Origin of the sequence: Mesorhizobium sp. 131-2-1 (assembly GCF_016756535.1) — a bacterium.
In the GTDB taxonomy this organism is placed as follows: Bacteria; Pseudomonadota; Alphaproteobacteria; order Rhizobiales; family Rhizobiaceae; genus Mesorhizobium.
The window spans coordinates 5,900,919-5,915,272 of record NZ_AP023247.1; the positions used below are offsets into that span (position 1 = coordinate 5,900,919).

The following is a 14,354-nucleotide window of genomic DNA, read 5'->3' on the forward strand; positions in this document are numbered from 1 at the left end:
GACTTTCCTCCCTGTGACTTTTGCGGCAGCTTTGAAGGGAGCTATGGCCTCGACGCACTCCGTGGCTATCACCGCGCCGTCTCGCATCTGTTGGACCCGGTAGACCTTCATCTGATTGTCCGCGTTAGCTCCGTCTTTTCCCCGAAATCCCGCAGCGAGGCGTGGCGCAAGTCATCCTCCTAGTTGTTGAAAATCCATTTGTGAAGAAAGTTGACGCTGCGTGTGCTCATCTCGCCATAAGCCGGCGCGGCATTAGGTTCCGCTAACGAAGGGATCCACAGATACGCGCTTCCGATGGGAACGGAACAGGACCCGGTACGGCCCCCGAACGGATGATGGCCCCCCGCACATAGCCTTAATTGCATGACTGCTGATGCGGCGGTAAAATTCAGTAATGCGGGGGACCCACAGCCCGCCGCAGCGGCCGGTGCAAGCCTTGCCCCTTCGATGCAATGGACCGGCCAATTGCTACCCGTCGTCGACTGCGGATGTACCAGCGACGGCGGGAGCAGCGCCAATTCAAACGTGAAAACCCGCTGCCCAGGCAGCGGGCCCGTTCACAAGGGGCCGGAAGGATGGTGGGGCCATGCCTTCCGGCCGGCATTCCTAACGAGACGCGGGAATTTTTGTTCCGAGGCATTTTAGCAAAATTGAATATTCCAATATGCGGCCTATAATTTGCCAGCCGGCAACTTACCCCGTTTGCCGGTTAGGCCGGGCGGTCAAACCCCGAGCCACCCCCCATGGCCGCCGGGCCGCTGGAGATCGGCCGGCAACGCTACGGCGGCAGTACTGCAACCAGCGGAAGGAGGCCTTTCCCATGCGCACCGCAGCACAGCGGCTTCGATCAATCCGACAAACGTTGTGGCCCCTGTTGGGCTTTGCTGACTGGCATCAAGACATCAACCCAGCGGGCAGGCCCGTTTGGCGACGCTATATCGCGAGAACGGACTCATGGGAATTTCGTCCGATGACGCCAGCCGAGGAAGCCAAGCTTTTGGAGTGGTATTATCCACCCTATATGATGTAAGCCCACATTCGAAATACAGAGCCTCGCCAGCGCGCGCTCGTTCTGGCCGCCCCGCCGCCGAAGTATCTGGCGCGCTCCTGCAAGTAGCATTCCCTTATATTAGCTGTTGCGTATATTCCTTAAAGCCGGCCCCCTCGAAGCCCGCTTGCCGGTATTGCCGGTCAGGCTCGGAACTTGCTGGCCACAACCCCGCCACAGGTGCCAGGCCGCTCCTCCCCCCGGAAATGCGTCCGCCGCATGTGCCGTTAGGCGCAACAAACCCAAGCAGCTATAACCGGAGCAGCCAGGCCAGTTTCTGGCGGCAGCGGAAGGCTGCATCTAAGCATCGTCGGCCCGCTGATATCGCCGCAGTGCGATCACTATCGCTTGCTCCAGATTATCACCGGCTGTAGATCGGGACAGGCTGTTTATGACGTTGATAACGCTGTTCAGCGTGAAGCGCGTCTCCCGCACCGGGTTGAGGACGTCCATCGCATAGATCAGGACATAGCCGATCGCAGCTATATCCTCGGCCGAGATATTCGTCGGCCTGCCCCACGCGCTCGCCAGCCCGATCTGGTTTTCAATATGCGCCGACGTCATCGGCATGGGCACATGCCCCGTCTCGGCGTGGTTCCATAGCGCCCCTCGCAGACACAATTCGGAAACACTTCGGAAAAACTCCAGAAATCATTCAGGCGTAACATGTGGTCGAGGGCGAAGTTCATCGGCTGCAGCACTGCTGCACACTTGTTCGGGTCTGCGACAAGCGATGTACAGAATCTCGATCAGCCTGATGGGTGCGTTGCTCAGCATGTCGCTCATCACGGCGGCCACCGGAGCCTCCATCTCAAAGGCGGCGCCGCTCACTCGGACTGAGCGTTGCACAAAACTCAGCCATCAAGTTGACCAAGCCCTCGAAACGCATGCCGCGGCAACGCAGGTCACCGCGGCGAAGGCTCTTCAGAGAAAGGGAAAACGGTACTGCGCTAAGAAGAAGGAGGCAGAGGGAATCCGGATGCTCGCGAACGCTTTGAAGCTGCTTGGAGTGACACCGATCGATCCTGATTAGTGACGCTCAAACCCGACTTGCCGAAAAAGGAATAGGCACATGAAAAAGTCTCTTCTCTCCGCCGTTGGTCTTGCGTTCACGCTCGCCGTTTCGATGCCAGTTCTCGGTCCGAGCAATGCCGCCGCGGCTACGAAGCCTGCGCCCGCAGCGACGACCACAACTACGTCTGCGCCGGCCTCGGATGCCATGACGAAGAAGAAGCCTAAGAAACACGTCACGAAGGTCTGCAAGGCGACCACGAAGCACAAGTGCCCGGTGAAGCACCACAAGAAGCACGCCACGAAGATGGTAGCCCCCAAGAAGGCCTACTAATTTCACCTAGACTCGTAAGTATGGCCGACGCGGGCTGGCTATCTCGCCAGCATCGCGTCGGTCATTTCGCCGCTCAGCGCGCGTTCTCCGCCGCCGCTATCCAAGCCGCTGAAGTTTCCCGCGCTTGCGATGACGAACGGGAAAATGGACGCCGACAGCCACAGGTGGGGAGAACGCTCAGGTGAAAGAAGGCCGCCGTTTCCTTTGTCCCTGCAGCAGCTGTAGATGGACCTTTGCGTCGCTAGGGAGGAAACAGTGAAATACCCCTAACGCCCTTTGACGTCACGACCGGCAAGGCTCCTCGATACAATCTCCGCAAGGACTTCGTCGATTACCTACTCAACTCTTGACCCAGGACCCTCCGCCAGCGTTCCTGGCCGCCGTGGCCCCAGCCGCCGAAGCGTCTGACGACTGACGCGTCCTAGCGCCCGCCTGTGGGCCTTTAGGGGAACAGATTCCAGCCTGGCGGGTTTCTATCGCAGGCGGACGCAGGCGGCTCATATTTGAGGCGTGGTCATGCAACAGATCAGCGAGTGCAAAAGCCCACTTAGTCATCTCGATGAGAGGGAGCGGCAAAGCCTCATCCGTATCAAGGAAGCCGAGGACCTCATCGAGCGGAACCGCCGATTGATAGAGCGGTCTCGCGACATCCTTGCAGGCACCGACAGTGCTGCCGCGCGGCGTGACTAGCAAACGGGGCTAGAGAAAGCTGCCCATACCGGGGGGTCACACGGCGTCTCCAAGTCTTCGGAAATGCTACCGCGTAGCGGACCATCTTGGTTGTCCAGTGGCCTGTGGTGTCGACTACTTCAGCGACACCACCACAGCCCCGTGGCCCGGATTGCTCCTGTTGTGGGCGTCCGCATCGGCCTGAGCTTCAGCCCGCGTTGAGCGATTTGGGCCTACCCAGCCGCCGATTGTCCCGTCGCCCGGACAATCTTGGCAGTTGGCGTAATAGGGCTGCGAGCTAGTAGCATCCTGTGTGCCACCACTCCCGCCGCCAGGCTCGAAGCCTGTACCGTGCTTCCAAGTGTGGCCCATACTGTGTTCGTCAAACGGGTCCACCATCTTGTCAATTTCGGGCACACCACCACCAGGCATGGATCTTCTCCCAAGTTTTGAGGTGTCGGGAAATTACTGAAAAGCCTATCACAGAGCTGCATTAGCGATTTGTGAAGTGCTTCACGTGACTACCGCGAGAAAGGCCCTTGCCGATCGGGCAGCAGGTCAGTTCCCACAATGCGCTGTCAGGGTGCCGTCGTAAGAGGCGGCATCAAATCTTGGCCTCCTCGAAAGCCGGCTTCCAGTTGCGGTTGCGCTCCCGCTGCGGGCCTTCGTAGTCAGGAAATGCATGTGAAGAATACCGACCTCCGGTCGCGGCCCGCGCGGCCTTGCATGTCGAGCAGTCGAAGAGCCTGACCAGGTCGTCGTGCAAGAAGGGGGAGCTACATCTGCCCGTCCAGCCAATCGCGCAGATCTCGATCTTCCTTGCTTTCGGCAGGGGGTGGCGAACGTTGCCGCCTCCAGACGTACCAGAGGGCGGCGAGCACGCCGGCAGCCCACAGGCCGGCAAACAGGTTCGCGATGAAGTCGATGTGGCCGTCCTCCCCAAGCCAGCGAACATTAGCACGGTCTCAAGGAGGAGGTGTAAGCCTTTCTGTCTGACGGCAGAACGATGGCCGGCGCTCACCCCTTGCGGGCGAAGGCCCAGACCATCAGCGGGTATTCCTCGTCATTGCTGAGATCACGCCACATGCCGTAGGCGCGGACGGGTCCTCCAATGTGAGCTCGCGCGCAAGCCTTGTTGCCCCAGCCTTGGACCTTGATGTTGGCCTCGGGAAAGCCGCCCTCGACCATCAGCTGCTTCAGGCCGGCGGGGGTCCATCTGTTGTAGTCGTGCGGCCGGGCGTGGACCCTAAACAGGAACGGTGTGGCGACCATCGCCCAGCCGCCCGGGCGGGTCATGGCGTGGATGTTTTCCACCGCTGCCACCGGCCGCTGCACATGTTCCAGCACCTGGTCGGCGATGACGATGGAAAACTGCTCGTCGGTGCGGTCCCGGCAGATGTCGAATTCGGGGTAATCGACCGAGCGGTAGTTCGGGCATATCGCCTTCCAGGAACGGTTCCAGCCAGGCGAGATCTCGAGCGCGTCGGCGGCCTTGCGGTTGCCGGCTTCGAGGAAATTGGTGAAGGCCTCGATCTGGCGGATGCGCAGCCAGTTGCGGCTATCGTAGCCGATCAGCTGCTTCACCACCTGCTTGCCACGGTTCTTCAGCGCGCCGGCAAGGTTTGTCGCCACTTCGACCTCCTCTTGCCCGCCGCAGAAGAGATCCTAGTCCAGGCAAGTGGGCAAAAGATGACAGGTCGGGGAGATGTTCCACCGACCTGTCGGGATATGCGGCCTCAATAGTCGCCGTTGTAGTACCGGTCGTCGCAAGGCGCGGTGTAAATGCGGCCGTAGCGATCCTGATAGCGGCAGAGCTGTTGGCCACGGCGTTGCGGCGTGGTGGCGCTACCGACAACGGCGCCGAGAAGCGCGCCGCTAGCGGCACCGATCACCGTGCTCTTGGTGTTGCCGCCGATAGCCTGGCCGACGAGGGCGCCGCCGGCTCCGCCGATGAGTGCGCCCGTGGTGGCGCGCTGCTGGCCTTCGGTCTGCGTTTCGCACCCGGCGAGCGCGGCGGTCATCAGCACCGCCAGAATGGCTTTCTTGACGATCATCTCTAGAACTCCTCTGAAGCCCCAGGGACCAAAAGATAGGGGCGATTGCGCCAAGTGCGGTCCCATTGCGGCGGAACGGGGGCGCGCTTACTCACGAAGTGAGTCACAGTTTCCCGGCTGTTGAAGATCATGGCTTCCAAACAGGAAAGCACTGAGCATTCGACATAAACTGGACCGGAATTGCTAACCAACCCGCAGGTCGTCGATCGCTACGCTGGGAACATCGATACGACGGCGCAAAGGTATGGACAAGATTGCAGTGGCCCGCGACGCCTCCTCCGGGAGGCTACGTGTTCGCGCGGCCCAGTATCTGCGCATGTCGACGGAGCACCAGACCTACTCGATCGACAACCAAAAGGATGCCATCCGCGACTATGCCGATATCATGGGCTACGACATTGTCGCCTCTTATGAAGACGCCGGTCGCAGCGGTCTCAACCTGGGAGGTCGCCCCGGCCTTCAGCAGTTGCTGGCCGATGTGGAGGGTGGGCAAGCCGATTTCGAAACGGTCGTGGTCTACGATGTCAGCCGATGGGGGCGCTTCCAGAACATCGATGAAAGCGCCGCCTATGAATACAGATGCCAGATGGCCGGGGTGCGGATCGAATTTTGCGCCGAGCAGTTCGCGAACGACGGCAGCATCGGCTCCGATGTGCTCAAGGCCATCAAGCGCAGCATGGCGGCCGAGCATAGCCGAATGCTGTCGCAGAAGGTTTTCATTGGTCAAGCAAGGTTGATCCGGATGGGGTTCCGCCAGGGTGCAAAGCCAGGGCTTGGCCTACGACGCTTGCTTGTCGACCAACAGGGGCGTCCCAAAGGCATTCTTTCGTTCCACGAATACAAGAGCCTGCAAACGGACAGAATTGTTCTGGCCCCCGGACCTCCAGACGAGATCGCGACCGTCAGATGGATTTTCAATCACTTTGTCAAAACGCGGAAGACAGAGCTTACGATCGCGAGGCTTCTCAACAAGCGCGGCGTGCTGACCGACCTCGGGCGTCCGTGGAAGCGGGAGTCCCTGCACTCGGTGCTGACCAACGAAAATTACATCGGCAACAGCGTTTGGAACAAGAGATCGGCCAGGCTCAAAAGCAACGAGGTCAGCAATCCCCCGGAACAGTGGGTGCGGGCGGAAAACGTCTTCGAACCGATCGTGGACCGTAAGCTTTTCAACCGAGCGCAGGCTATCCTCAAGACTATCTATCGCCACATGACAAACGACGAGATGCTGGCCGCCCTCAAGGAGCTCCTGGCCCGTCGCGGCGCCTTGTCCGCCTTCATTATCGACGCCGCACCTGACTGCCCCCCGTCCGCTCGTTTCCACTCGCGTTTCGGAAGCATCATCAAAGCCTATGAACTGATCGGTTACCGGCCACCCAACAATTACCGCTTCATCCATGTGAACCGGCGCTTAGAAACGATGAGGCAGGAGGCGATTCACGATCTCCTGGCGGCGGTTGAAGAACGTGGCTCACTTGCGACCCATGACACGGAGACTGACCTCGTGCGGATCAACCACGAGATCACTGTGGCGGTCGCGGTGGGGCGCTGCAGAGTTTCCGGCCTGGGCTATCCGCGCTGGTTTTCGAAAGCTGATCGTCAGCCTCAGCCCGACATTTTTGTCTTGATCCGGATGAACCCCGGCGACCTCACCATTCGAGACTACCTCATTGCTCCCGTACGTGAGATCGATGGCAAACGGGAACTGCATGCCAACAACGGCGCGCGTCTAGATTCATATCTTTTTCCCACGCTCGAGCCGCTTATTGCGTTGGCGAAGCGGGTATCCGTCGAGGGCGCAGCATGCACGTAAAGCGCCTGAGCCGTGAAGACGCCTACGAGGCTCTCCTGCAAAGTGAGCCCAGAAACGAGAGGCGTTTTGCGCCTGACCAGCAAGGGCCGTTGATGCGTCGTTTCGGCCCAATACTCCTCGCGACCTTCGACGCAGAGTGCAGACGCAAGCGTGCCTTCACAGAAGAATCAGAAGAACTGGAACAGGGGCTGGACCGCATCGCCGTGGCGGTTCGCGTGATGACGGGCGATAGGCAGTTTCGCGCGCTGCTGGCATCCGAGGACCTTGCGACGATGCCAAACGCATTGGCACGGAGAATCCAAGGCTCGAACCTCGCGCAGCGCGCGCCTCAGCCCTCTGTCGTGAGCGCCCCCTTGCTCCCCGCTGGCACGGTTTGCCAGGAAACCCTCAAGCTACTGCAGTACTGCACGGGGCCGGCCAAGCTTTTCGCTTTGCTGCGGCTTGTCGTTCCGATCAGGCAAATAGAGATTGCGCAGCTAATGGTTGCCATGGATCGGGTCAGGTTCAACTACGTGAAGATGCTCGTCGCACTTACGCCACGGTCCCTCCTGGCCAAGGGCGCCGACCCGCGAAAGGAGATTGTCGGCCTTTCCGAAGATCAAATGGCGAAGATGGAGAACGAGTTGGGCATGCTTAGCCGCGCATTCCTAAATGCGGTCGAACGACGTGGCCCAGCAAGCCTGGAGCTGGTCGCGGCCAGCCGCTATTTTGACCGGCTGATGGATAATCCAAAGGTGGTGCGATATTTGGCCCGCAATTTTCCTGGCCATTTTGAAGAGTTCCACAACTTGGCGATGCCCGCTTTCAACTAGGTGTGGTCCGCTCACGCTTCTTGACCCTACGCGACGGCTGGTAGCTATAGGAATTTTATCCCAATTCTCTTGACCTGTGTCGTCCCATCCGAACAGAATGGGAACATCAAGGGAGAAGAGAATGCACAACACCCGTTCCGATCTGGTGGCGATTGTCTCCGTTGCGCTCGGCAAAATCCCCTTCAAGGACCTAGCGCCGCTGATCGACCCAAGCTACGACCGGCGCACGGAATTGCAGCACGAGCTGGCGGGCTATCTGGAAGAGGCCTTGCTGACGCATTTCGAGATCAAGCGCCGGCCCATGCCCATTAGCGTCGCCCCAATGAGCGGGCAACGGGCGGAAGTGCCCGCTGATCTGGTCAATTTCGAGCCGAAGGGCTGGCGTGGCCGGAGGTGACGCCTATGCGTCTTCGCGAAAATCCAGCAGGGAGGCATGGCGTAGATCGTGCTCGCCGCGCAGGTGCTTTACACGGCCGATCAGCCCCGGCTTTACCCATTGCGTCGCCGGCCGCTTCATGCCCATCGGCGCCGTCCCTGCGTGCGCCTGGACGCGTTGCCAGAGCCGTTCGCGCATTTCGCGGTTCAATGTGATAAAGGCGCTGCCGACATAGCGTCCAGTGCCTCGCTCGGCCATCAGAGCGAACGCTGGTTTACCAGCCTCTCTCTCGACCCCGAGCAGTTCGTATTCGTCGATCGTGAACGTCTTCGTCTTCAGCCATGCCGTCGAGTTGCCCGAGCGGTATTTGCTGTCGCGACGTTTAGACACCATGCCTTCGAGCCCAGCCTGATCGACCAGATGAAAGATCGCTTTGGCATCGCCCGGCAAAGCCTGGCTGAATTGGATTCGGCCGCCTTCCGGTATCATCTCTGCCAGGATCTCGCGACGGTCTTCTAGAGGCATGTCGCGTAGGTCGTGGCCATTCAGGTGGAGGAGATCGAAGGCGACGAAATAGAGGTCGTGCTGTCGGCTAATGATGGCCTTGCGCAGCGCCTTGAAGTCGGAGAGCCCAGCCTCATTAGTGACGATCACATCGCCGTCGATAATGGCGCCCTCGACGTCCAACTCTCCCGCTGCCTTGGCGAGGTCGTGATATTTCGACGTCCAGTCGAGACCGCGCCGGGTGAAGATGCGCACGCCATCCGCATCCCTGACGATCTGGGAACGGTAGCCATCGAACTTGACTTCAGAATCCAACCGTCGCCCCTCCGGCGGCTTCTCAACCAGGGTAGGCATGAGAGGCTCGATGAACTCCAACCGGCCAACGCCGGCAGGCTACGCATGGAACGTCCCGCAACATCGAATTTGATTCAATATCGCACGGTCGTTTCCGTTCCGTTAGCTGCTGCTGAATTAACCAATCGAACCTGTTCCGAAAATTTCCGGAACGTCGAGTATGCCTACATGCAGGGGACTCGCATCGCTTTTGGTCCGTTCGTACTCGATACCGACAACGGGACGCTCCTTAAAGAGCAGATCCCAATCACTGTTGGGCATCGCGGGCTGAGGCTGCTTGCTGCGCTCACGGCCCGGCCCGGCGAGATCCTGACCAAGGCCGAGTTGATGGACGCCGCCTGGCCGGGCACCGCCGTTGAGGAATGCGGCGCTGCTCATTCAAGCGGGAACGGCTGTTTCATCGCGGCTTCGCCACGCTGAAAATTCGTTTAACGTCATTCGTATCGAGCACCCAGGAATCTCCGTCGAATGTCGAGCCTGGCAGCCTTCGCGACGCGGATTCGAAATCTCCGCCAGTTATTCCTATCGGCACGGTCCCGGCGGGTGGGAACCCATTTGAGCATCTGACATCCGCTGTCTCCCGCCGTCCGTTTGGAAACGACCTGGACAACACGCTGATGCTGCACCTCCGACCGCGGGGTCGCGGGTCGAGTCGCGTTTTCTGCAGCAACGCGCCTGGGTTTGTGAGTTGGGGAGGTAGACAATCGCGCGCGTCCACTGGCGAGGCCGAAAGGGCCAGGGTAAGTCCGAACACTTATCGCGGCAGCGTTGGCACGGGCGAACAGAACACCGACGAGTCTTTTCATCAGACGCCTGCATTCACCCTTGCCAACTGGAAGGCGATTTACCTGCAAAGATCACGCGCCTCAATGTCAATAGCCGTCGGGGCACCGTGCGATATAAACGCGGCCGTGACGATCTCGATACCTGCATTGGCCGGCCTCGCTAGCGTGTCCGATCACTGCCCCTGCTAACGCTCCCACTGCACCGCCAACAACAGCCCCTTGCACCGGATCGCCGGCCACCGCGGCACCCACCGCGGCGCCGCCCAGCCCGCCAACAGCAGCCCCTTGTTCGGTGCGGGAGCATGCCCCGAGCGGAATGAGCAAGCTCAAAATGAGCAGTGTCTTCTTCATTGGTTATCTCCTAGGCCCTAATTAGCCGGAGAATAAATGCGCCATTGTGTTTTTCGATCCCTCGACATCTGCGAATCGACCCTGGTTCCCGCGTCAAACCCATCTGCGAGGCGACGTTCGTCGACCGCTCTCATCTCATGCACCACCTGAGCCGCAACAACGAAAGTACGCAAGAATGGATGCAACGCTAACCCAGTGGAGCTTGTCGACGAGCGTCGGCATCAACGGTGGAATGAACTTCAGACTCAACTAGGAACCTCAAGGCCCTGGAATTTGATTCAATATCGCATGGTCCTTGCAGTCCCGTTAGGTCTCGCTAATTCATTCCAGATGATAGCGCAGCCTCATTGGAGAAATTCCGGAACATCAGAGCGGGCATCCCGTTCATTCTTCGCGCCGGAATGCGGCGCTCAATCAAAGAGGATGTCATGGGAAGCACCAGCGACAAGGCCAAGGGCCTCGCGAACCAGGCGGCAGGCAAAGTGAAGCAGGGCGTCGGCAAGGCGGTGGGCAACGATAGGTTGCGTGTCGAGGGCGGGGCGCAGGAAGCGAAGGGCAAGGTCCAAAAGATTGTCGGCGACGTAAAGTCAGCGGCCAAGGACGTTACTAATAAGGCCGCCGCTGCAATCAACAAGAAGCTTTTGAAACCACGGCCGGCATGCTCGCCGTTTTGAAGACAAGACGCCCTGAAAAAGCCCGCCGGCCGGAGTCAGCGGGCGAGAGGGGGTGCATCTTATCCTTATCCCTGGCAAAAAGAGGGCGCGATATCGTACCAAAAGGCGGCGCGCAGGACTAGGAGTGGGCTTGGCGACCAATAGCGGGCCGACAGCGAGGCCGCACAAAGGCGAGAGCATTACGTTCGATTCATCTTCATAACATCCGCCCTGAGTTAGTCCGCCCACCGCTGCGCGAACCTGATATTTTACGCGCCCATTAAGCGGCCGGTGTTGTCTTTAGTCATAGACTTTAATGACCGTGCGGGTGTCCGGATCCACGACGACAGTGCGGTTGTCGATCACGGTGTAGCGGTATTTCACATTGGGGACTTCATGCAGCTCGACCGTGTCGGGCAGAGCCGTTCCGATGTTGAGCTCCACGCCCGGCAGCTTCACTGAGGCCAGCGGCTGCTTCTTCACGTATTCCTTAATGACCGTTTCCTGCTCCGGCTGGATCACCACGGTCTCGGCGGTTGCCGCACCAATACCGGCAAGCAGCAAAACCCCTGCAGCGGCGGCAATGAAATGCATTCTCATAGTCTTCCTCCTGATGTGAATTGCGCCAGACGACATTGTCTTCGCGCCAGAAGTTCATCCAACGCCACGCAATTGCGAACGTTCCTGGGTTGGGCCTTCGGTCGGAATGGGTGGGGGCTCTTGAAGCCGGCCCACGCCCAAGCCCACTTTGCCGGTCAGGCTCGGCACTTTCTGGCCCAGCCCCACCGGAGTGCATGCCGGGCCGCCCCTTCCGTTGCGAGGAATGCGTCCGCCGCATGTACGACAGGCCGCGCGCCTTTCTAGTGGTTCTGAAACGTGACCATCTCGCGAGGCTCTTGGCAGACAGGTGGCAGCGCGCGGCTCCAGAGAGTAGGCGTCGAGCACTGCTTGGCCGCTGCGACCTAGGTCCTATGCTCGGTACCAGAAGTCCCAATTTGCCAAACAGAGGTCTGAAGCGGGAAACGTAGGGCTTGCAACTTCATTGGTAAGCGGCTGGCGAGATTAGTCCCTTCGTCGTCGGTCGAGTAGGTGTCCGCCACAGCGCAGCAGCGGGCGGACACCTATCCGTATGCGGGCGCCAATGCGATTGTTCAAAAGAAGGACCCGAGAACGATGGCAACCACGACTACTAGAGAGCTTGTTGAACAATTCCATGTCGAGGACAGCGCAGCGCCATTTATCGGGTCATGGAGACAGCTATGGTAGAAGTAACCGCGACAGCAGTGGCCGACGTCATCGGCATCATGAAAACGGATGACGGGCAGCACGTGCTTTTGGGCTTTAGAGATCGAGGGGGTGTTGAGCATCGTCTGGCGCTGGACAAAAAGGCAGTAGCAGGAATGTTAGAATGCATTTTTGAGGCAACCTCCCTCGCACCGCTTCCGAAAGGCCTTGTTCCCAAGGAGCATTATCTTCTCAAGCCCGATTGGTCTGAGTTATGGGGTTTGCAGGGCACCAACGAGACTTTGCTGACGCTTTTTCGTGGTGAAAGGCATCTTTCGTTTCTCCTGCCACCAGGAATGGTCGACCAGATATGCGAAGCCGCTGACCTTATTTTGGCTACCCATTCTGGGAGTGTCGTGACCGACCAATCCGGAAAGGTCAAACAGGCTATCGGGCCACTGGTCGATGCGTGATCGGTAATCGGAGACATGCGCGAGGTTTTGTTCCTGCGCCATCTTAGCTTAATTGAATGTTCGCGTTGGGTTGCGCAGATGGCGCGGCAGGCGTCTCTACCTTTGGAGCATCGACTTTGACGTTGATGTCCTTACCGCCGCCAATTGCGCCTCCGACGAACAGAGCAATTACGATGGCGATGATCGCAAGAACGATTGCGACGACCATGCCGCCTGCACTCCCACCAGAGTTTCCAACGGTAGGTCCGTCAGCCATAACTGCCACTCCTCAATCCCGTATATTGGGCGGAAACGGGTCGGTACGGAATTCGTTCCGACGGCAGGCTGCAGTCCCAAATCGGCTTCCTGGCGCCGACCCCAAGACGGTAAGTGGTGACAGGCTGCAACCTTATCGGTTTGCTCGCGTTTTTCCTTCTTCGACGAGAAGGATAGCCCCAGCCGATGACTGCAGCGCATCCAATCAAAATTCGATTTTCAGATGGGCGGCTAATGCTGGTTTGTTCGATCAGCGACGCAGAGACGGCCCTTGGTGGAGCATGGGAAAACAAGAAAATGACGACATTTAAAGAGGCCGAACGCCTGCTTGTTGCTGCTACGGAGGGAGAGTGCAAACCCAAGGTTCTTTCAGGCGTTCAAAAAGGCTGCACAAGAGCAGCGCATGCTCCAATCGACGGAACGGACTTAGCCTCTCAAGACTCTATGATGAACTTGTTCGATCATCATTCTAGCGAGGAAAATACAACTGGGCTCCTCCCGTTGCTTCCTCCACCGGCGACTTGCCAGGCGATGGGGGCGACGCGGTCTTCCGCTTCTACGGCTTTCAGAATGGGTCTTGAATGGCGTGCGGTAGTCCATTCAAAAATGTGAAGCCCGCCGCCAGTGAGAGGACAGCAGGCCTCTTCACAAAGGGACCGGGACGGAGGGGACAATCCACTCCGGTCAGCATTTCCAACGAAAGAAACGAGTTCTTGTTCCGACCGCCTCAACAACCTTGAACCGTTTTCTTTACCTGTCCTGGAGCCGCGGTTTTGGCGTCGGTGTTTTGCTGCCCAGGGGCTCCCTGGTTCGCACTGCCGGCCTGCTGACCGGGTGCACAGTCCTTCGCCGAGTTCGTCGTGGTCGAGTCACGAGGCAGCCCTTGCGAGAGCCGCCTGCGAGCAGGCCGTAGTGGCGGATGCGATGGAAGCCGCGCGGCAGGACATGGAGCAGGAACCGGCGGATGAACTCGTCGGTCGCGAGCGTCATGACGCGCTGGCGGTCGGCGCCGTCGCGGCGATAATCCTTATAGCGGAAGGTGACGCCAGCCTCTTCGAAGGCGATCAGGCGGCGATTCGAGATGGCGACCCGGTGGGTATAGCGCGACAGATAGGCGAGCACCGCCTCAGGACCGGCGAAGGGCGGCTTGGCGTAGACCACCCAGCGCTTCTTCCTGACGGGAGCCAGGTGGCGTAGGAAGGCCCGTCGCTCGGCGAGGTGCGCCATCGATCCGAAGAAGACGAGCCGCCCGGCGTCGTGCAGCGTGAGCAGTCGGGTGAGGAACAGGCGGCGGAAGAGCTTGCCGAGCACCTTCACCGAAAGAAGGAAGGCCGGGCGCGAGGGGACCCAGCGCTTCCCGTCGAGCGCGACGCCGCCGCCCGGCACGATCATGTGGAGATGGGGATGGTGGGTCATCGCCGAGCCCCATGTGTGGAGTACGGCGGTGATGCCGATGTGCGCGCCGAGGTGCCTGGGATCCGCCGCGATCGTCAGCATCGTCTCCGATGCCGCCTTGAACAGCAGGTGATAGACCAGCGTCTTGTTGTGGAACGCGAAGACGGCGACCTCGGCAGGCAGCGTGAACACGACATGGAAGTAGCTCGGCCAGCCATGTGCGCGCGGCCGCGCCCAAGGAAA

16 protein-coding genes and 2 pseudogenes are annotated in these 14,354 nt (G+C 59.5%); 10 read left to right on the forward strand and 8 right to left on the reverse strand.

What is annotated here, in order from left to right; genetic code table 11:
* Positions 1 to 1,348: 1,348 nt before the first annotated feature.
* Positions 1,349 to 1,618: a hypothetical protein gene (locus JG743_RS28560; protein WP_202295342.1), complete on the reverse strand. Its 270-nt coding sequence runs from the start codon at positions 1,616 to 1,618 to the stop codon at positions 1,349 to 1,351.
* 163 nt (positions 1,619 to 1,781) lie between these two features.
* Between JG743_RS28560 and JG743_RS28565 the strand changes: the two genes are divergently transcribed.
* The 3 genes from JG743_RS28565 to JG743_RS28575 all read left to right on the forward strand — a co-directional run bounded on the left by JG743_RS28565 (position 1,782) and on the right by JG743_RS28575 (position 3,083).
* Entirely contained in the window at positions 1,782 to 2,081 is a 300-nt protein-coding gene (locus tag JG743_RS28565) for a hypothetical protein (protein WP_202295345.1), read from the forward strand.
* Positions 2,082 to 2,120: 39 nt separating this feature from the next.
* Entirely contained in the window at positions 2,121 to 2,393 is a 273-nt protein-coding gene (locus tag JG743_RS28570; protein ID WP_202295348.1) for a hypothetical protein, read from the forward strand.
* A 516-nt stretch (positions 2,394 to 2,909) separates the two neighbouring features.
* Positions 2,910 to 3,083, forward strand: coding sequence for a hypothetical protein (locus JG743_RS28575; protein WP_202295350.1), 174 nt, complete (start codon positions 2,910 to 2,912; stop codon positions 3,081 to 3,083).
* Between the two features lie 996 nt (positions 3,084 to 4,079).
* Here the strand turns inward: JG743_RS28575 and JG743_RS28580 are convergent.
* A complete protein-coding gene (locus JG743_RS28580) occupies positions 4,080 to 4,694 on the reverse strand; it encodes a class I SAM-dependent methyltransferase (RefSeq protein ID WP_202295352.1) in 615 nt (204 codons plus the stop codon).
* A 104-nt stretch (positions 4,695 to 4,798) separates the two neighbouring features.
* A complete protein-coding gene (locus JG743_RS28585; RefSeq protein WP_202295354.1) occupies positions 4,799 to 5,116 on the reverse strand; it encodes a YMGG-like glycine zipper-containing protein in 318 nt (105 codons plus the stop codon).
* Positions 5,117 to 5,360: 244 nt separating this feature from the next.
* On the opposite strand from JG743_RS28585, the gene JG743_RS28590 reads away from it, so the two are divergent.
* The 3 genes from JG743_RS28590 to JG743_RS28600 all read left to right on the forward strand — a co-directional run bounded on the left by JG743_RS28590 (position 5,361) and on the right by JG743_RS28600 (position 8,138).
* A complete protein-coding gene (locus tag JG743_RS28590) occupies positions 5,361 to 6,929 on the forward strand; it encodes a recombinase family protein (RefSeq protein ID WP_202295356.1) in 1,569 nt (522 codons plus the stop codon).
* Positions 6,920 to 7,741: a plasmid partitioning protein RepB C-terminal domain-containing protein gene (locus JG743_RS28595; protein ID WP_244672951.1), complete on the forward strand. Its 822-nt coding sequence runs from the start codon at positions 6,920 to 6,922 to the stop codon at positions 7,739 to 7,741. Before JG743_RS28590 ends, JG743_RS28595 begins: the two co-directional genes overlap by 10 nt.
* A 121-nt stretch (positions 7,742 to 7,862) precedes the next feature.
* Positions 7,863 to 8,138, forward strand: a complete 276-nt coding sequence (locus JG743_RS28600) for a hypothetical protein (RefSeq protein ID WP_202295358.1) — start codon at positions 7,863 to 7,865, stop codon at positions 8,136 to 8,138.
* Between the two features lie 3 nt (positions 8,139 to 8,141).
* Here the strand turns inward: JG743_RS28600 and JG743_RS28605 are convergent, their stop codons facing one another.
* Positions 8,142 to 8,975: an ATP-dependent DNA ligase gene (locus tag JG743_RS28605; RefSeq protein WP_202295360.1), complete on the reverse strand. Its 834-nt coding sequence runs from the start codon at positions 8,973 to 8,975 to the stop codon at positions 8,142 to 8,144.
* 168 nt (positions 8,976 to 9,143) lie between these two features.
* Between JG743_RS28605 and JG743_RS28610 the strand changes: the two are divergent.
* Positions 9,144 to 9,338: pseudogene (locus JG743_RS28610) on the forward strand (winged helix-turn-helix domain-containing protein); the annotation flags it as partial.
* Between the two features lie 509 nt (positions 9,339 to 9,847).
* Here JG743_RS28610 and JG743_RS28615 read toward each other — a convergent pair.
* Positions 9,848 to 10,111, reverse strand: coding sequence for a YMGG-like glycine zipper-containing protein (locus JG743_RS28615; RefSeq protein ID WP_202295362.1), 264 nt, complete (start codon positions 10,109 to 10,111; stop codon positions 9,848 to 9,850).
* A gap of 347 nt (positions 10,112 to 10,458) precedes the next feature.
* On the opposite strand from JG743_RS28615, the gene JG743_RS28620 reads away from it, so the two are divergent.
* On the forward strand, positions 10,459 to 10,785 hold the full coding sequence (locus JG743_RS28620; protein ID WP_446720879.1) for a CsbD family protein: 327 nt from the start codon (positions 10,459 to 10,461) through the stop codon (positions 10,783 to 10,785).
* 279 nt (positions 10,786 to 11,064) lie between these two features.
* Here the strand turns inward: JG743_RS28620 and JG743_RS28625 are convergent, their stop codons facing one another.
* Positions 11,065 to 11,364, reverse strand: a complete 300-nt coding sequence (locus JG743_RS28625; protein WP_202295366.1) for a DUF1236 domain-containing protein — start codon at positions 11,362 to 11,364, stop codon at positions 11,065 to 11,067.
* Between the two features lie 659 nt (positions 11,365 to 12,023).
* Between JG743_RS28625 and JG743_RS28630 the strand changes: the two genes are divergently transcribed.
* Complete coding sequence (locus JG743_RS28630; protein WP_202295369.1) at positions 12,024 to 12,461, forward strand: hypothetical protein; 438 nt, start codon at positions 12,024 to 12,026, stop codon at positions 12,459 to 12,461.
* A gap of 43 nt (positions 12,462 to 12,504) precedes the next feature.
* On the opposite strand, the gene JG743_RS28635 is transcribed toward JG743_RS28630, so the two are convergent.
* Positions 12,505 to 12,669, reverse strand: coding sequence for a hypothetical protein (locus tag JG743_RS28635; protein ID WP_244672952.1), 165 nt, complete (start codon positions 12,667 to 12,669; stop codon positions 12,505 to 12,507).
* Positions 12,670 to 12,902: 233 nt separating this feature from the next.
* Here JG743_RS28635 and JG743_RS28640 point away from each other — a divergent pair, with 233 nt between their 5' ends.
* The gene (locus tag JG743_RS28640; protein WP_202295375.1) at positions 12,903 to 13,328 is read left to right on the forward strand and encodes a hypothetical protein; all 426 of its coding nucleotides are present in this window, start codon (positions 12,903 to 12,905) and stop codon (positions 13,326 to 13,328) included.
* 273 nt (positions 13,329 to 13,601) lie between these two features.
* Here JG743_RS28640 and JG743_RS28645 read toward each other — a convergent pair.
* Positions 13,602 to 14,315, reverse strand: a pseudogene (locus tag JG743_RS28645) (IS91 family transposase); the annotation flags it as partial.
* Positions 14,316 to 14,354: the final 39 nt, after the last annotated feature.